Source organism: Mesorhizobium sp. M1252, from assembly GCF_040318265.1.
In the GTDB taxonomy this organism is placed as follows: domain Bacteria; phylum Pseudomonadota; class Alphaproteobacteria; order Rhizobiales; family Rhizobiaceae; genus Mesorhizobium.
This window is the reverse complement of the sequence record NZ_JAMYLX010000011.1, coordinates 47114-64985: the sequence shown is the minus strand read 5'-3', so window position 1 is coordinate 64985 and position 17872 is coordinate 47114. Positions and strand designations below refer to the sequence as shown.

Sequence of the window (17872 nt, the reverse complement as noted above, 5' to 3'; positions counted from 1 at the left end):
GGAAGATTGGGCGCCAAGAAGTGTCATCGCGAAGGCGACGAGCGAATGACTTGTTTTGGGCCGGAAGCGGACTGACAACTTACGATGCTCAAAAATGCAAAGCGGACGTTGCAGTGGGCTGACAAGACTTCTGCAAGTGACCCTTTCCAGTCGCTCCTAGGGCGTTGCGTGAACGACCGCTTCGCGCGCCCCATTCAGCCGTTGAGCAGGTTTCCGGTGTTACCTGAAGACTCGCACTCGTTTCCACAGTCACCGCCTGGATTTGAATGAGCCCCCCACCTAGATCAGATGTTGAACAGGAGCTTTTTCGACATGCTCTTCGTGAGCGGAGCGTACTCGACCGGAGTTCCGCGGCTGATGACGACCGTCCGCCACATCCGAGCGCCGTCGGGGGTCTGAACTCGCATCCTCGTTCGACGTCGACTTGGCGGGGGTTAGCGTCAGACAGCGGCTCCGTTGACCAAGCGCTGGTCAAGGACTCGGTCTCGTTCGTGTAGCTCTGTGCTGTGAAGTGGACGTGACTGGGTTGGTCCAGAACGACGGTTCCAGCAAGCGGATGGGGGCGGTCCTGTTCTCGGCATGACAATGGCGAAGCCGACGAAGAGTGCCAGCAGGAGCAGCCCGCCTATCGTTCGCCTTACCCAGGACGACGAGATCCGGATCGCCGGTGCGGATCCCGCGTCGTAGGTGGCCGGCTCCCCTTTAAGACCTGTAGGCGCTCACCTCGTCGTCATAGGACGCGGTGCACTCCTGGAAGGCGCCCGAGCGCGTCTTCCAGGTCGTCGACCGCGTCTGCGGCGATGATCACGAACAGGCGGTAGTCACGATTTCGCAGTCCATTCGAGCGGTCAGTCGACACGTCATCGGAGTCGGAGCGGGGTACGAGAAAGGGGCGGATCAGATCTCGTCCTTGCCGGAGCGGATCAGCAGGACGCAGACGCACTCCTGCACCTCAGGCACGCGTTCTTTCAGGCGCAAAATCAGGGCGCTGCGGACGAGCCAGCGTAGATGCATGCAGCCGCACAACGCCGGCGCCTGCACGGCTTTACAGTGAAGGTAGAAGGCTGTAGAAGCCGCGCCCCACAGCGGCGGACAGATCGATGGTCAAGGGCGACGCGCTCACCGAACAGTTCTACGCCAGAGCCAAACGCGGCTACAGCAGATGTCTCTGGCCAACCATGAAGTGCCCAAACAAGGCGATCAACGCGCACTCCGTGCAGCGGGCGACGGCGCTTGCGCTCATCGCGGAGAAGCGGAAAGTCATGGAATTGCGGTCGAAGATAGTCGAAGGTCAGCTTCGGTCCCGGTTCGAGAGTAGAGGATTGCGGCAGGCGTCCACCTTCACGGGACTTTGCGCCGAACACGACGCCACCGTGTTCCGCAGCATCGACACCCAACCGCTGGACTTCAACAATCCAGCGCAGATGTTCCTGATTGCCTAGCGCTCGGTGACGCGCGAAGTCCACGCCACCATGGCAGGCGCCGATAATCTGCAGAATGCCCTGCGCACCGCAGTCGAGGACGGACGCGTCTCGCCGGATGAGGACTCGCCGCCGCTACTCTGGGCGACCCGCGCTTTGATGAGAGCCTACGTGACCCACTGCTACCGGACCGAATACTATGACCGAGTGTTCGCGTCCGGGCGGTTTGGCGACATCCTGCATTCGGTGGTCCCAATTAAAGAGCGGCAGCCCGTGCTCGCCTCGTCATCATTCTTCGCCGTCGACGACCGGCGTCTGGAACGTGACCTTCCCCGCCTCGTCCTAAACGTGATCCCGTCCAGCCAAGAGGAGACGACAGTCATCTTCAGTTACCCCAGAACCCACGCCGATTCCTGCAGGGAGCGTATCCAGCCGATCCTTCAATCGTGCGGTGAGAACCAGCTCCTCGCCCTCTCGACCATGATTTTGGACGCGACCGAGAACTTCTTCGTGCGACCGTCGCACGTTGCTGGCTGGCCGGACCAGAAGCGTATGCGGATCGAGGAAGCCTTCAGGTCGACCGTCACACAGGACGCGGATCTGCAGCCCGCGAACGATCTGATGCTCTTCTGAGGCTAGTCGTCGCCCTCAACGATAATCAGGTCATCGGCGGCGTCGATCCGGTCGTAGAGCGCTCGGACCACCTCAAGTTGGTCCGCTTGATTGTCGACCACGTCGTAGACGGCATTCGGGTCGGCCTGGCTCCTGCCAGCTCGCCCTGCCGTTTCCTTCAGTTTCTGCTCATGGACGAGCAGTGATGTCAGGATCGCCTGCATCTCCGCCGTCGTCAGGTTCTTCGCGCCCATGCCCGTGTCCTCCTCAACCGCGGGAAGATGGCGCGCAATTCGGGCAGGTCGAGCCGCCGGAGCCCGTCGATCTGCTGCACGCAGTTGTCGCCGCCGTCCTTCTGCAAGTCGAAGTACTGGTATTCGTAGATCAACTTTCGGCAATGCATCCAACGCACACCTGTCATAGAGTGACTTACCAATCGTCACCAGTCCCAACCATTTAAGAAGCTGAGGTCAGCTTTCAAGACGCAGGCGGATGAGATCGAATGGCCGAAGTGAAGGCGCATTGCGGTCCGGCAGCCTTTGGGCCGCTTGCAGACCGGTAGGTTCGGGCGACGATTTAACGAATAGCAGACATTCAAGTTTTGCTCGCGGCGGGTCTCAGATCGATCAGAAATGCAAGTAGCTTATGAGATTAGCCCCGCTGCATAGCGCCTATCAACGATTGGGCGGTGCAGCGTTGCCGATCTGCACTCCCCGGCACTACACAATTCGCGGGATAACTCCGATACATTGGCTCTCACCGTATTCCCGCACCTAGGTCTGTTACATAAGCTGCAATCCCTGTTTTTTGCCCACTTGCAGAGCGTATCTGGCGCACCCCGCTGAGAGGTTTTGTGGCCCCAAGGCTTGAGACGAATCTAGTCAAGTTTCTGCAATACGGCGTGTCACAGGAGCTGGGACAACGCGCGGTGACGGCTGGGCTTACGATCACGAAAGTCAGGACAGCCAGTCAGAAGGACATCAAAGACAAAGGCTTCACGGGGGAGGAAGCCAAGGCACTCAAGGCCGCCGTAGTACGTCAGCCAATTGATGAGGCGTTACTGCTCTCGCTTCTCGAAAACAGCAACTACCTCTGCAACTGCTGCAAGGGCGACAAAGGTCAGTCCTTCATCGTTCATCACATCGAGGAATATTCGACCTCACAGGACAACAGCTACGACAATCTGATTGTCCTCTGCCCGACCTGCCACGACCAAGCGCATCGTTCGCCCACACAGCTCACGCTTTCGATCACGCCGGAGATGCTGAGGTACAACAAGGCGAACTGGGAGCCGGAGGTTGAGAGAAGAAATGCCGAGCGCGCCATTCGAAAACGCGAGAGCGAGGTATCGACCGCTGAGCCGGGTGAAGCACTCGCCCTTCCAAAGGTGAAGAAGGTTCAGACGCGCGTCATTGTTCTGAATTTCGAAGGCGATGCGGACGACTTCCACGTTCAGAAGGTGGACGCGATCATCGAATCTCTCAGGCACATAACCGGCAATGCCGGGATCGAACTTGTCTCGACCGAGCGCGGTTCTTTCCTGATGCTCATTCGCGCGACTAGCGACGACAAGGCAAAGATCGACACACCCGAAACAAAGGCGTTGCTGCTCCAGGAGCACAACGCTGTTCTAACAAGTGTTGTAGACGAGCAGTCCTTCCGGCAAGTGCAGATGAGGGACGACGAACTAGGCCGTGTCCCGCGCGACCTGCTCGAGTGGTCGCAGACACTTCCGGACGGTACCCACTTCAGCCGCCCGGAGAAGGACCAGATTCTCGAGACTATCGCGGGGCAGGAGACCACGACGCAGGCCGTCCTTGGGCTTCCGGGTTCCGGCAAGTCAGCGCTGCTCGCCGAAGTAGCCAACGCGCTCATAAAGGATGGCATCAGGGTTCTGGCCATCAAGGCCGACCTGCTCGACTCGGCAATCGAAACCGAAGACGATCTCGCCGAGTGGCTTGGACTTACCATTCGTCCCAGCGCGATGCTCTGGCGGATAAGTCAGTTGCGACCGGTCGTTCTTATGATCGACCAGCTCGATGCGCTCGCAGGCTACACGGACATAAAGACTGGGCGGCTGAGTGTACTGCTGAGCCTGGTCCGGCGCGTCAGCGGCCTGACAAACGTGCACGTTGTCCTGTCGGCTCGCGAGTTCGAGTACGAGCACGACGTCCGTCTCAAGACCATCACGGCCGAAACAATTCACTTGGACCTGCCGCCCTGGTCCGAGGTCGTTCCTGTGCTGGAGCGCCATGGATTCGAACCCGCAGGCTGGCCTGCCGACGCGCAGGAAGTTCTACGGTCGCCCCAGGCGCTGAAAACGTTCCTGAAGCTGGAGGAGAGGAGCAGCGAGCCCTTCCGCAAGTACCAGCTCATGCTGGACCAGATGTGGGCGGAGACGATAACGAGGCAGCCCAGCGGGTCGCGGCTTGCGAAGCTCGTCACCGACATCGCAGACCAGATGGCGGAGAAGGAAATCCTGTGGCTCCCCGCCGCGCGATTTGACCAGGACTCGGAGGACATAACCTATCTCGTGAGGGCGGGAATGCTCTCAGACCTGGGCCAGGCCGGAAGCAAGATAGGCTTTTCCCACCAGACCATGTTCGAACATGCCCTCGCACGATCCTTCACCCGCAGCCAAGGACGGCTATCGGAGTTCACAATCGCCCGGCAGACTTCGCTGTTCGTGCGGCCGAAATTGTGGTCCGCCCTGACCTATCTTAGGGAGGTTGATCCGACTGCCTACGGCGTGGAGATGCAATCGCTCTTCCATACCCAGGATTTGCGGCTTCATCTCCGGACACTTCTCGTTGAATTCCTCGGTCAGCAGCCGACGCCGGACGGCGTGGAGGCACGCCTGTTCGACGAAGCGCTTGCGTCGGACAGGCGACCAACGGCTTTCATGGCAATGGCAGGAAGTCACGGATGGTTTGAGCGGTACAAACACACTGAGATTGTCCGTGCGATGAACGACGACAAGGAAGCCACCCTGGCTCTGGGCGTTCTCAATCGCGCTTGGGTATTTGCTGCCCGCGAGGTCGAGAGGCTGATCGCCGAGAACTGGTCGGCGTTGCCGGGCTGGGATGGCTTCACCTGGGCTGCCCTGGGTCAGGCGCGGGTGTGGACGCCGGGCATGGTCGAGATGGCGAGGGCGCTGATTGCGCGTACCGCAATGCACGCGCATAGCCTCGAATTTATTATCTCCACAATCGGCGTAAGCCAGCCGGAGGTTGCGGTTCAGCTTCTGCTCGCAAAGCTCGACCAGGAGCTTCAGTCGGCAAAACAGGAGTCGGCCAGAAGGATAGCGTCCGCTCCCAAAGAGGACGGCGACGGCTCCTGGACTTCGCGCATATCCTCGTCTCCCAGAGAGCCGATCAAAAGTGTCGTCGAGCAGGCGAAAGCCTGGGACACCCTGGAGGCACTTGGAAAGGAAAATCCCGCGCTGTTCCTTGGAGCCCTGTGGCCTTGGCTGACCGAAGCGATGGTCGCGCTTCGCGATCTTGACAGCGAGGAACACAGCCTCTCCTATCCGCTGCAGCACACGCTCGATTTCAAATTCGAAGAGGAAGAGCGGAGTCAAGGGCGTTCTGACCCCCCCATACTCAGCGCCATTCGCGTTGCGTTGGAGACCCTTGCCCTCAACGACGAAAAGAACTTTCTTCAATGGCTGTCAGAGCATGAAGGAGATGAATTCAATCCTGCCCAGCGGCTGTTCGCGCATGTACTATCGCTCTACCCGGATCAGTATGCGCAAGTCGCGTATCGTTTCCTTCAGGGCGATCCGAGACGATTTAGGCTCGGAAACCACGAAGACCCTTCTGGGACAACAAAGCGCCTCATCGCGGAGGCGAGCCTTCACTGGTCCGACGCGGATGTCGAAGCCTTTATCGCCGCCGTCAACGCTTACGCACCGACAGCTTATCCCGATCTGGACGTCAAAGGCCGCAAACTTTTCAGCGACAGGGTTCGTAGCATAAAGCTGGGCCTCTTATCGGCACTGCCTTCCGAACGCTTGCCGGGAGCGACCCGCCGCCTTGTGATGGAAGAACGCCGCCGCTTCCCCGGTTCGGACGAGGGAATACGGCATTATGGGCCGTCGTGGATAGGTTCGCCCATTTCGGCGGAGCAGCTCGCAAAGGCGCAGAACGACGAAGTTCTCAACGCTTTCCGCCAGTTGCCGGACAAGTATGAGTGGGACCATCCCAACCGCATGATGGAGGGCGGCAACATACAGCTGTCGCGGGCCTTCGCGGAGTTTGCAAAGACCGACCCCCAGCGGGCCGCTACGCTCATACGCAAGTTCGAGCCGAGCTTTGGGACCCGCGCAGCAGGCTACGCGCTGGAGGCCATCGCCGAAGCGGGTGATCCTCAGCTTGTGATGAATCTCATGGCCGAACTCGACGGGCGTGGATTCACCGGCGATGAGTTTCAGAACTCGGCGTCCGAGGCCGTCAGCCGATTGGTCCGCCGGGAGATTGCGGTCTCACCGGAAACCCTCGACATCATTGAGAAGTGGCTCAATGAGCCTGCCGCTCCAGACACCGCTACAGCGCAGCCTAAGGAAGATCGGAGCGACGATCAGGATCAAGAACTCCTCGACACGGGAGAGGAGAAGGCCAGCGAGAAGGACGCAGGAAGGCGGGAGCAAAGCATCCTCTGGGGAATGGGCTCCGCCTTTACACTTCCCGCTGGAAGCTTTCCCAAGCTGGATGTTCTAGTCCATGCCCTGCTGCTGGCAGGGCAGCACGACCGCGTCCTGGCCGTACTGACACGCGCCAGCGAGCGCGGAGAAGACGATCGGGTATGGAGGGCCATCCTTCATTGGTTACGCTACCTTAAGCCGACCAATAGGGAAGAGCTTGAGGGGCTCCTGGACACCGTCTTCAAACGCTACCCGGCTCTGCTGAGGACTACCGAGCTTGCCATTCTGTTCGCCTACCTTCACTGGAGGCATGCCGGTTTCGTGCGTTCTTACCTGGAGAAGTGGGCCGCCTCCGGCGACGAGTATTTCGAGCAGCTTGCAGGTGAGCTGACGCCCTTGATTGCGTTCCTGCAACCGAAGCTGCCCTGGACGAAGCCATTGCTGGAGCAGGTCGTCTTTGGACCGGGTACGGACTCGACACGGCTTGGAGCCATCAATGCCGCCGTCAACCTGTTTCCGGATCTTGAGTGTCGGGAGCGCGCGTCTGAGCTACTCGTTCGCGTAATCCCCCAGATAAGCGGCGTTGCCTGGAACAACCTTTTCGACGTGTTCCGGCTCGTAGACGAGATCACGCCCGATCCGAGCTGGGTCGCGTTGCTCACTGCCATTGAGGCCAACCTTGAAGGCGCTCCGAAAATCAACGCGACGTTCGTCGTGGATCGCCTCCAGACACTTCTCCCCCATTGCGCTCTCCTCGTGGCGAAGATCGCCAGGAGACTGATCGAGACCTGGCGTGACGAACTCGGGGACATCCAGACAGGGATAGCGGGCTCCGCTTCCGAGCTGGTTGACCTTGCGATTACGCTTCACCGCATTGGCGACGATACCCGCGAGGTAGGGCTGGAGCTTTTCGAGCAGCTGGTCGAAATCCAGGCTTACACGGTCAAGGAAACGCTTGAGCAGATCGACAACAGGTTCAGAAACCAGGCTCCGCAACGCCAGCGGCTGCCTCGCCGCAACCGGGCCGCCCGCCGACGCGCGGCGCGACGGGCGACCTCGTCTTAGGCGGCAGTGCCGACAGCTGCGTCCCATCCCTTAGCGCGAAGATACCGCGCGGGCACCTACAGGGAGGTCCGCTCACGAAGCACGGAAGCGATTGGATGGACGCCCGATTTGATCCTCAACGAAGTCTCCGATGTCTTCATGAACGAAGTCGGCTTTCAGGAGACGACGCTACAGACCTGAACGGCCGAAATTGGGCGCAAAGCTGCCATTCACGTCGTGGAGAACGTATGAGAAGGCGACCTTGACTGCTGAGTGTACTGCATCAAAATCTCTAGTCCTTCCACTTATCAGATTTTGCTTTGGTGATAATTGCCTTGGCGCGTTCGACAAGCTGCCCCAGTCTTTCGATGGTCGGGGGCGCTTCGGTGCCTGCCTCCGTATGACTATGGTGTTGATTTTCACTGAGAACTGACCCGGCGTTTCCACCGAGATTTGACCCGCCTTTCATGTATGTTTCGGTTCGGGATTGAGGGTCAAGGTTCTGGCTTTCTCCTTCGCTTTTTTAGGCTCGTGGGCAGAGCTGTTTTTGAATCGGAAGCTGTCGTTTCCGGTTTCGCGGATGTGGCAATGATGGGTCAGCCCGTCGAGTAGCGCGGTTGTCATCTTGGCATCGCCGAAGACACTGGCCCACTCGCTGGGCTATTGGCGATCTGGCCCGATCGTCCCTGTGCCTTCTGCTGTTCCAGCGCATTGACCAGCTCGACCGTCGAGAAGAAGCGAACCCGCTTGTGATGATGCTTGGCATATCTTAGCGCTGATCCTTCTCGACGTCTCAGAGCAAACCCGACACTCCAGACCGTGCGCTCTTGCGCGTCGAGGCACTGACACTTAGGTGAGAAATGAGCCGCCTGCAGAACGACGGGCAGCAGCTGAATATCTCGGCAACACCGGGACGTCCTTCCTCGTCAGCATATTCTTGCGCAACGTCTGCGAAATCAGCACTGACATTATACCGGCACCTTCACTTGCAAGCGTTGAATGCGTGGCTCTGCGCCCGGTTTTGTGACATCGGATATGTCGACGATTTGTAAATCGCAGAGCTGATAGGTGATTTTGACATTCTGCTGGGAGCCTTCCGGGAGAGGAAGCCCGCCCTGGGAGTCAAAGCGGATGATCTTCGTGGATTGGCCGTCGACGGTCGTATTGTCTGCGGTCGTAATAAATATCTCTGGATATGATTGACCCGAGCTGTCCACTACCTGCTTGTCATCTTCGGTATAGGAATAACACGGGTACCGCTTGAAAACGATCGCCGACCTGAGCCCGTAGTTCACGAACAAGATTTCAACATACCCGGCCTCCCCCGGGCTGGACCCTCCGCCCACAAAGCTGGCAGCCACAATGGCACGATTTTCCGTCACTTGTTTGGTTAGTGCCGGAAGTCCGACGACCAGAAATGTGGCGATTGACGCCAAACCGGTGATTATAGCCAAGACCGTTGACGCGTTCCCAAGATTGCCCCACCAGCTCTTCTTTTGAGATGTGCCACAGTGAGGACACTTTTCGGCGCCGTGTTCGATTTTGAGCCGGCATGCCATGCAGCGGTCTTCTGAGAAATCTGCAGCTTGAAGTGTCACGGTTCCCTCTCCTTTAAGTTAGCAGGTGCAACACGCTGCGTTTTGGCGGGTGGCTGCGCGCCTTTTCGATGAGTGATTGCTCAGGATCCGCCAAAACCGTTTATGGGTCGTAGGTGGTCACGACTGCGAAGTGATCGGACCCGTGCAACTGACAAGCTTTCGCCGCCCAATCGGTCTGCGCCAGGTCGACGCCGGCGTTGCAACCAAGCGTCGGCGCTTTGAAATCGGCTTGATCGCCAGCCGGCACAGCCATGTGATCGATTGCAGCGTCGGCAAAAGCGGTGTCCTTGTAAGTGCGACCCAGCCCCTGTGTAAGCAACGCAAACGCGCTTGCACCGATGAGGGGTGTCGTCAGGATTGCGAAAGTATCGTCGAACCCGTCGCCGGCGACGCAGGCTGCGGCGGGAAAGGGCGCTTTCTTGCATTCAAACGGCTGGAGATTGCAGTCCGCGAAAGCGGACCCTGCTTTGCCCTGTTCAAGACTCGTATTGAAGTCGCCGGCGATGATCGTTGTGCGGCCTTCTGCGGTCGCTTTGTCGGCGACGACCTTCACCGCGGCGATCACGCGTTCTCGCTCGGCCGCGTTGCGTTTATCGGCATCTACTTGACGGGCAAAGCCTTGTGCTATCGCTGTGATGAGCTTGGCTGGAACATCGATGGCCATATTTTCCAATGCCCGGTTTGCGTCCGTCGCGTCGGAGCATGCATTGTTGATATTGCTCTTCAGATGCACAGGAAAGATCGTAAGGCCGTTCGCCAGATCCACGCGCAGGGTACCGCGGTCGTTGCCTCCTGTTGGCTGGACCTGCGAAAGACCGCTCGAAGTTAGAAGTTCTTCCGCCACTTGCAGTCCGCCGAAGCTTCCAAAGACCTCATGCGTCCGCCCGTCGAGTTTCACATCGTACTCTGTGACGCGGATCATCGGAATCTTGGAGATAACCGCGACCTCCAGGCCCTCGTGGGCTGCTGTATTTGGAACCGATAGGTCGGATACCGCCACGTGATAGTTTGACCACCCTAAGTGATTGGCAACGATTTCGGCGCCAGTTCGCCCGATCACCTCGACCATTACGACCACATCGGGTGACAATTCAGCATCCAGGCCCGCGAAGTCAGCTTGCCGGCCAAGCATGGACTCCTCCAACCCACGACCTATGTTCCAGGATACAATTGTGGTCGACTGTGCAAAGACAACAGCCCGTCCACGCACAAAGCCAAGCGAAAGTCACAATTGCACGCATCAACGTCGTTCCTCCACTAGGTGCTCACCCTGCGGTGGGAGACCTCACACCGGCAAGTTGGGTAAGCGTTCTTCATGGTTCGTCGCGGGAAAACGGCGAAGGACCCACGTGGGACCTGTCTTGTGTCGGCGGCAGTATCCTGGACAGTGCTGCTTCGGCGTTGCCGCTCTTTTCTGCTTCAAAAATGTAAGGGGCAACATCGCGCGTTTCCGCGGCCTGGGATGAAAACTTTAGATCCACCCAACGGCGAAAATTGAAAATGCCACCCGCAAGCTGGAGTGAATAGTCGAGCGACTGGGTCTCGGCGACGAATGGTTCTGTGGGTGCGCGATTCTTGAAATAATGTCTCAGCGCCTGTTCATCGTAAGGATTGATGGTGAACGGCAAAAGGCCATTCATTTCATCAAAAACAGGGCCTTCAGGCGGAATTCCCCGACCCCAATCGAGGGCACGCGCATGGCAGGCAAGGCATGCAGACTTGAAGTTGTCGACGGGTCCATTGAGGCGCCCAAACAGTCCAAGATGGTGCCGAGGCAGCGAGAAAAACCGGGCAGCTACCGTGGGATTGACCCAGCTCTCCTGCACGGTGCCTCCATCTTCCTGATACTTCTTGGCAGTCAGTTCAGGGTCGTTTCCCCACATCAGTCCCACGGGAACGAGCTTTGACCAGACATCGTCACCAGGTGCATAGGCGTCGTACATGAACGTGCCAAAAACCCAACCTGTCAGGGCGCCAGCCGCTGGATCCTTCACCGCAACATCCACCTGCAAAAGGCGCATTTCCTGCACGGAGCCGCCTTCGCCAATGGCGGCGTTCCATATTTTCGACCCGGTTAGATATGGCACCCGCGAAACCGGCGCGGTGGTGAAGAGCAGCTTGATTGCAAATGTGTTGGGCGGGAACACCATGGCCTTGGTCTTCGGTCGCGCGGGGTCCCCCCAAACCTGACCGAGCCCATAGCATCCAACCCCGTTGTAGAACCCAATTGCCCAGTTTTCGGCGCGAGAGCGTTGATGCTCCGAGAGTTCGAAGAGGCGCGATCCTCGCTCGCGGGTCATACCGTGAATGCGCTCGCGAATATCCTGAAACCACGGCGCGTGGCACCAACTTTGCGATCCTTTCTCGATCCTCCAGTCAATAGAGACATTATCCTTCAGCCCATAGGCAAGAAGAGTGCGAAGGTAACGCTCAGGCTGTACTCGAAAGTCGATCCCACGCCATGGAGTCTCCACGGCTGGGAGGGTCTTCGGAAAGGAAAAATTGGCAACGAACTCCTTCTCCCCGGCAGGCAGACCAGAAAGAGCCATAGTGCTTGAGCACTTGAAGAGGATACTCGCCGCCGTATCGAGCGAGGCGTTCTCCGCAACGTCGCAGGCGGCGTGAGCCGGCCGAGGCGCAATAGCAAAGATGCCGAGCAACATCCAAATCAGCGTTATAGCATTTGCACAGACACGCATCCGCGTCCCCCATTGGTGTAGTCACCGGTCTGCCAGATTATGTTATACCTGCAGTGATCGTTATTTTAATACCGCAAGGTCCCTCAGTGTCGTCAGGCATAAGGTCTGGCAACCCGTTGCTTCGGGCGACGGTGTTCTACCTCAGGGGATCGCTCTCGCCTTCGACGATACCCCGTCCCACTGTCCATTTTCTGGGCGATCCGTGTTAGATAGACAGTACGGTCTCAATTGCATCAGCAACGATGTCGGCGTGATGTGGTTCATGGCCGTCGTGGAACACTATCTGCAACGAGCTTTCGATCCACCTTTCAGCTTCCGGGCAGTGTGTCTGCTTATAGTCAAAGACAGTCTCGGGGATATCCGGAAAGATTTGTCGGGCAACCAGCTCGGCCGGCCAGATTGGAGTTTCGTTGTTGGGTTGTCCGAAAGTGTCGAAAAAGTTTCGGTTCCTGAACACCCCAGTCCGATAAAGGGTCTCATCGCCGTAGGATTTACCGACGCCCATGCCGACCGAAGTCGCAGCGGCGCGCATTGCCTTCAGCACATCTTCCCGGCGCGCTACAAGATCCGGCTCCAAGCGAAACATTTGAAAGAAATAGCTGGAGATCGCTTTGCCGTGGTGTTGCTGCGGCCGCACACCGGGGATCTTTGACAGCCTCTCATCAAGCCGTTGGCCAACGGCTGTAAAGCGAGCCGCTACTTTAGCCAATTTGGGAAGCTGCGCCAGGAGCATGGCGAACTCCAGGTCGCTCATCCGGTAATTCACACCTGACCCGTTGTATATGTAGTGCTCGCTATTGGGATCCGTGACGCCGGTCCGGTTGCGGTGCTTGTCGGAGAAGTTGAGGCACCGCAGGAAATCATCCTCGCTCCTTACGAGGACAAAGCCGCCCTCGCCACACGTGATGTGTTTTTGGGAGTTGAGGCTGAAGCAGCCAGCATCGCCTCGCGTTCCCGCGGGACGTCCTTTATAGCTGGCCCCCTGAGCCTGCGCAGCATCTTCGATCACTTTGATATTGTGTTGCCGACAGAAATCAAGAATCGGATCCATATCTGCAGGCGAGCCCCCCAGGTGCACGACAATGACCGCCGAAGTGCGACTGGTAGCGACGCGCGCGATCGTTTCGGCCGTCAGCAATCCGGTATTCGGATCAAGATCGGCGAACACGGGAATCGCGTTCTGAAAGATCACCGGCATGACAGTTCCCATGTCGGTGATTGGTGGAACGATAACCTCCGTTCCGGCGGGAATTTGGAGGCCGCCAAGCGCGACGTGGATGGCGGCGGTGCCAGATCCCGCCGGGACGGCGCGGAGACGCTCGCCGCTCGTGTCGCTATAGTAGTTTTCCAAAGCCTCACGGGCCTCGTTCCAGAAATTCCGCTTTGGATCGCCGCTGCTGGTATAGGGCCATAGTTCCTGCCCTGCCAACGCGGCGTCAAGCAGTTGCCGCTCGGCACTGTCAAATCTGCGTCGCTCAGGTGCGGTCACAGGCTGTCCTTTCTGGTCGCGGGTTGTCGTGCGCGACATGCGTCGATTTCTTCACGCCCGAGGCGATCGCGACGTTCGGGCAGTTTGTTTGTCCACCCAGGCAACAAGGCCTCCTAGCTGAACGCGATTGAAGCTTTCTTCGAGTAAATGCGCTTCAGGAAAAAAAGGATAGTGGGCGCTGGGGCTCTTCAGGCCGTCGGGGACGAATTCACGACGATTTCACGCAACGGCGGTAGGACGCCAGACCGCGTCGCTAGCGGATGGGCCAGCTACGCTTCCAGCCAGTCATCGGCCCGGCCCGCAGCCTTCTTTTCTATTGCTGCCATGATCGGCAGCCGCCGCAGCGTGTTGACCGGATAGGCCGGATCAAGCAGCGCCGCTGGAGCAAAGTCGGGCTCCTGCTCTCGCAGAGCCTTAACAGCTTGGCGAAGCTGGGGCACTTCAACGCGGCGCAGCTGCAAGGCCACCTCATAACGCCGTGTCGAGACAAAATCCGGGCGGAAGCGAAGCGCCGTTCTGGCGTGCAGCAGCGCCTGATCGTAGTCAGCCAGAGCGGTTGCGGCCATGCAAGCGAAATGCTCGAAATAGAACTGATAGGGACTGTGCTTTGTAAGTTCCAGAGCACGCCGGGCTGTCTGGAATCCTTCTTCCAACTTGCCGTTTGTGCTCAGGGCGTTGGAGAGCAGCGCCCATCCCAACGGGTCCGTCGGATCGCGCTCGACGCCGCGCTGCGCCATCACGAGCGGGGTCCGCAGATTGCCTTGGTGAATATATTCAATCTGCGAACTGATTGTCTGGACAACGGCATCGTCGGGCGAGTGGCGGAGCGCCTCCGCAGCGAGCTCGGTGACCGGCGCAACGTTGTCCAGGAATGACATCGTTCGATGTTGAAAGAATGCGGCATTGCGCAAGAAGCCCCGCCACACCAGGTACCGGCCGCGCGGCTCTATCTCAAAGGCGCGCTTGAACAGGCTGTCAGCAGCAACGAGGCTTTTCTTGTCAAGACGAAAAAACAGGTTCCGCGCCTGGTGCGCCAGGACAGATGCGCAAGCATCCGCTCCATCAATCGATGCCGATTCGGCAAAAGCTTCGCAAACCCGTTCGACTGTGTTGAGCGCAAGCCTGTCCAAGTCGACCGACTCGTGCATCGCGCCGATGGCGCCAGGTACGCTTGCATTGTCGGACCACAGCCGTCTTCCATTCTGAATTTCGCAGGACAGGAAAACGTCACCACCAACCGCAACGGAAAGCACCCGGATCAAGAGCATCGCCTGCGGTTGGCCTGCGGGTGCATCGAGATCATCCGCGCCGCCGTCCCCGTCCGCACTCATGATCTCCAAATCGTCCATCTGCCGCAATGCGCTCAGAATCCGATTCTGCAACAATCGTGCGCCGACATCGGCCGCTGGCGCTCCTCGTGCATCGCTACGCACCAGCACGATGCGTCTTCGGCGCGGCGCTGCCCTACGCTGCTGCATCCATCTCTCGAGGACATGGCTGCGCACGTCGCGGATAACATGTTCGAATTCATGGTCGTGCACGTCGACGTCTTCAAAGGCCTCGACCGTGCCTGCCCGCCTCATGTCGGCAGACGCTTCATACACGACCTTGAAGCTCGCTGGGTCTAGAGTCACGGCATGGCGCGAGGCCACCAGCAGTTGGCCGTGCGGCCCCAACGCGCGGCGTATCTCACTAAGGGCCGCCCGCAAACTGCCTGCCGCTTGTTCCGCGGCCCGGTCGCTCCACAGGCGCTGCTGCAGCCATGCCCGCGTGCGGGTGTGACCAGGCGCGACGGCCAAAAGAGCAATCGCGCCGCGCGCCTTGCTACCTTGTGGCGCGAAATCACGCCCCCCCTCATCGGTGAGGGTAAGCCTGCCGAGAGCATTTAGCTTTAGCATGTCCGCCCTGCAGAAGTATTCTGTGCCCATATTTACTTACTGCAATTTTCTGCGTCCCGCTATCCTTTAGAAGAAGCAAATGTTCATGCGTCCTTGCTGATCCTCGTGGGGAAAAGCAAAATCCTGCTGCTGAAGGGAGCGAAGTCCGTTCGGCAAGAGTTGCTGGGTAAGCGTGAGCTGACACACGCACAATAGCGGCTCCATTCACCCCTTAAGCTCGCATCGATGTATTTCACGGTGTTTTCACGCCCGCGATTTTTTTCCTGATCTAGGATTGCGAGCATCTCGAACGAACAATTTTGCAAAGCCGATTTGGTGAGATCGTTCGAACGATTGAATTGCCCATCGAAGGAGGATGCGTTGGATACCCAGGCACCGAAAACAAAGGTCAGATCGAATACCGGCTCGCACCGGGCAACCAGCGCGGCATCCGCCGATCCGCTGGGCATCATTGTCGACCTCTTGCCACCGGGTTTCCCGACGCGGCCTGGCACACGGATACGGCCGACCACTATTACCATTCACAACACCGACAACCCCGGTCCGGGCGCCGATGCCGACGCGCACAATCGATACATTCGCGGCAGCGACGCAGTCGCGCGCAAGGTATCGTGGCACTTCACGGTGGACGACAACGAGATCTACCAGCATCTCCCGGTCAACGAGATGGGCTGGCACGCCCATGCTGCCGCCAATGCATCCAGCATTGGCATCGAGATCTGCATGCATCGCGGCATGAATGAAGCAGCCGCATACGACCGGGCGGCACGGCTTTGCGTGTTTCTGGGCATGCAGCTCGGCATCACCGTGCCCGAGGGCCTGCGCCAGCATCATGACTGGACCGGCAAAAACTGCCCCAGCGTCCTGCGCGGGCGGCCAGATGGCTGGCAAACGTTCCTCGACCGCGTCGCCTTCTACAGCAGGGGATCGCGCAGGCGCGCAATGCCCGACGTCACCTTTGTCGCAGCGGCAAAGGCGGGAGCCGCGAGCAAGCTAGCTCCAGAGGCCATGGACGACGCGCTCAGGTCCATCGATCATCACTTTGCAGCGCATGCCGACGCCGGCACCGCTGCCGAGCAGGCCCTGCCGATCCCGACTGGGGACCCGATTGCGTTCGCCGCGTCCACAGCAAGCACAGTCTATTGGCCTGTTGTGACGCGCCATCCGCGCGCCTTGGAAGTCAACACGCGACTGGTCGGCGGAGGCGCTTCGGGTGCCAACGCCTCACGTCGCTTCCTTGCCGATCGAAGCGGCGGCGCCCGCTATCACTGCGCGATCGATCTCTATTGTTCCGAAGGAGACGCGATCGTCGCCGTTGAAGACGGCAGAATCGCAAATTTCTACCCCTTCTATGAAAACACCAACGCGCTCCTGGTGCAGCACGATGGATATGTGGTCAACTACGGCGAAGTCTCGCCCAACTCGCTCGCATCGCTCGGCCTGAGCGTCGGCGACCGGGTGAACGCCGGGCAGCGGATCGGCACTGTCGGCCGATTGAACATGCTGCATTTTGAAACTTATTCGAGCGGCACGACCAAAAACTATTCCTGGCCGAAGGCCAACCCCCGCCCGAGCCGGCTGCGCAATCCAAGCCAGCTTCTTCTTGACCTCGCTGTATCTGCCGTGCGGCTCGATGCCGATCACGCCACGACTGCCCTCAATGTTGCAAGATCGGACCGCATGCAGACTGTCAGCGCGCCCTCGATTGCTTTCGCGCCGACGGCCGTCCCGCCAATGGATGAGAAGGATTGGCATCCTTTCGGCAACGGAACAAGGGAATGGCGGTACGACGCGCGTGGCCTTGCCACCCGCGAGAACGGCACCGTCGAGCAACAGCGTTCGGAGCAAAGTCTCGATACGATAAGGAAGATCATGCAATACATGGGCTCGGAGCTGCTTGCCGCGAGCGCCAAACACGGCATACCGCCGGCGCTGCTCTTGATGACGGTGGCGACCGAGACGCACATCTACAAAGCCGACAAGTTCACAGGCCCGAAGACATTTCGCTGGGAGGCGCATGTCGAGAACGATGACGTCAATCCGCCGACGCTTGGGGACTATTCGGCGGGCCCCGTGCAATCGCTCGGCACGACGGCGCGCTGGGTCATCCGCTCGAAAGGCACGGCGTTCGGCCTCAACTACGATCCTTTTGCGGTCGCACCGGTGTATCCGGCCAAACCCCACCCCAAACCGGACAGTCATCCGCTGTATGACTTTGCGACCAATCTTGATCTTGGCGCTGCAGAAATACGGATCCGGCTCGACAAGAGCGGCATTGATCCGATCTTCGTGGCAGCCGCGTTCAACGCCGGCGGACTTTACAGCAGCGCGCATAGTCCGTGGGGTCTGCGCACTTATGGCGATCATCTCGACCGGGCGGCAAAATGGTACGGCGATGCCTGCGCGCTTTTGATTGAAATCGGGATTGTCTAGCCGGCGGGTTCGACAGACGGCAGCAAGGAGGCAGCT

11 protein-coding genes and 1 pseudogene are annotated in these 17872 nt (G+C 59.0%); 4 read left to right on the top strand and 8 right to left on the bottom strand.

The genetic code is table 11. The features are described 5' to 3' along the window. Nucleotides 1-1100 precede the first annotated feature (1100 nt). Nucleotides 1101-1442 (top strand): hypothetical protein, encoded by a 342-nt coding sequence (locus NKH22_RS21750; protein ID WP_352910889.1) that lies wholly within the window; start codon nucleotides 1101-1103, stop codon nucleotides 1440-1442. A gap of 30 nt (nucleotides 1443-1472) precedes the next feature. Beyond that, on the top strand, nucleotides 1473-2054 hold the full coding sequence (locus NKH22_RS21745; RefSeq protein ID WP_352910886.1) for a hypothetical protein: 582 nt from the start codon (nucleotides 1473-1475) through the stop codon (nucleotides 2052-2054). A 2-nt stretch (nucleotides 2055-2056) separates the two neighbouring features. Here the strand turns inward: NKH22_RS21745 and NKH22_RS21740 are convergent, their stop codons facing one another. After that, on the bottom strand, nucleotides 2057-2287 hold the full coding sequence (locus tag NKH22_RS21740) for a hypothetical protein (protein ID WP_023669253.1): 231 nt from the start codon (nucleotides 2285-2287) through the stop codon (nucleotides 2057-2059). Further along, nucleotides 2269-2454, bottom strand: coding sequence for a hypothetical protein (locus tag NKH22_RS21735; protein WP_198022478.1), 186 nt, complete (start codon nucleotides 2452-2454; stop codon nucleotides 2269-2271). The genes NKH22_RS21740 and NKH22_RS21735 overlap by 19 nt, the downstream gene beginning before the upstream one ends. 480 nt (nucleotides 2455-2934) lie before the next feature. Here NKH22_RS21735 and NKH22_RS21730 point away from each other — a divergent pair, with 480 nt between their 5' ends. After that, nucleotides 2935-7740: an HNH endonuclease gene (locus NKH22_RS21730; RefSeq protein WP_352910883.1), complete on the top strand. Its 4806-nt coding sequence runs from the start codon at nucleotides 2935-2937 to the stop codon at nucleotides 7738-7740. Nucleotides 7741-8184: 444 nt separating this feature from the next. On the opposite strand, the pseudogene NKH22_RS31540 reads toward NKH22_RS21730, so the two are convergent. The 6 genes and pseudogenes from NKH22_RS31540 to NKH22_RS21700 all read right to left on the bottom strand — a co-directional run. Then, nucleotides 8185-8373 (bottom strand): annotated as a pseudogene (locus NKH22_RS31540) (ATP-binding protein); the annotation flags it as partial. A 314-nt stretch (nucleotides 8374-8687) separates the two neighbouring features. Further along, on the bottom strand, nucleotides 8688-9317 hold the full coding sequence (locus NKH22_RS21720) for a hypothetical protein (RefSeq protein WP_352910880.1): 630 nt from the start codon (nucleotides 9315-9317) through the stop codon (nucleotides 8688-8690). Between the two features lie 100 nt (nucleotides 9318-9417). Then, the gene (locus NKH22_RS21715; RefSeq protein WP_156936421.1) at nucleotides 9418-10449 is read right to left on the bottom strand and encodes an exonuclease/endonuclease/phosphatase family protein; all 1032 of its coding nucleotides are present in this window, start codon (nucleotides 10447-10449) and stop codon (nucleotides 9418-9420) included. A gap of 181 nt (nucleotides 10450-10630) precedes the next feature. Beyond that, on the bottom strand, nucleotides 10631-11980 hold the full coding sequence (locus tag NKH22_RS21710; RefSeq protein WP_352544511.1) for a hypothetical protein: 1350 nt from the start codon (nucleotides 11978-11980) through the stop codon (nucleotides 10631-10633). A 241-nt stretch (nucleotides 11981-12221) separates the two neighbouring features. After that, the gene (locus tag NKH22_RS21705; protein ID WP_023827285.1) at nucleotides 12222-13544 is read right to left on the bottom strand and encodes a DegT/DnrJ/EryC1/StrS family aminotransferase; all 1323 of its coding nucleotides are present in this window, start codon (nucleotides 13542-13544) and stop codon (nucleotides 12222-12224) included. A gap of 230 nt (nucleotides 13545-13774) precedes the next feature. Beyond that, nucleotides 13775-15403 carry an AfsR/SARP family transcriptional regulator gene (locus NKH22_RS21700; RefSeq protein WP_352910876.1) on the bottom strand — a complete coding sequence of 543 codons (1629 nt, stop codon included), beginning with the start codon at nucleotides 15401-15403 and terminating at the stop codon, nucleotides 13775-13777. Nucleotides 15404-15763: 360 nt separating this feature from the next. Here NKH22_RS21700 and NKH22_RS21695 point away from each other — a divergent pair, with 360 nt between their 5' ends. Beyond that, nucleotides 15764-17836: an N-acetylmuramoyl-L-alanine amidase gene (locus NKH22_RS21695; protein ID WP_050588523.1), complete on the top strand. Its 2073-nt coding sequence runs from the start codon at nucleotides 15764-15766 to the stop codon at nucleotides 17834-17836. Nucleotides 17837-17872: the final 36 nt, after the last annotated feature.

Coding starts and splice junctions, on each gene's coding strand:
- NKH22_RS21750 (WP_352910889.1), top strand. CDS start 1,101: ATGGTCAAGGGCGACGCGCTCACCGAACAGTTCTACGCCAGAGCCAAA.
- NKH22_RS21745 (WP_352910886.1), top strand. CDS start 1,473: ATGGCAGGCGCCGATAATCTGCAGAATGCCCTGCGCACCGCAGTCGAG.
- NKH22_RS21740 (WP_023669253.1), bottom strand. CDS start 2,287: ATGGGCGCGAAGAACCTGACGACGGCGGAGATGCAGGCGATCCTGACA.
- NKH22_RS21735 (WP_198022478.1), bottom strand. CDS start 2,454: ATGACAGGTGTGCGTTGGATGCATTGCCGAAAGTTGATCTACGAATAC.
- NKH22_RS21715 (WP_156936421.1), bottom strand. CDS start 10,449: ATGCTTGGCCGGCAAGCTGACTTCGCGGGCCTGGATGCTGAATTGTCA.
- NKH22_RS21710 (WP_352544511.1), bottom strand. CDS start 11,980: ATGTTGCTCGGCATCTTTGCTATTGCGCCTCGGCCGGCTCACGCCGCC.
- NKH22_RS21705 (WP_023827285.1), bottom strand. CDS start 13,544: ATGTCGCGCACGACAACCCGCGACCAGAAAGGACAGCCTGTGACCGCA.
- NKH22_RS21700 (WP_352910876.1), bottom strand. CDS start 15,403: ATGCTAAAGCTAAATGCTCTCGGCAGGCTTACCCTCACCGATGAGGGG.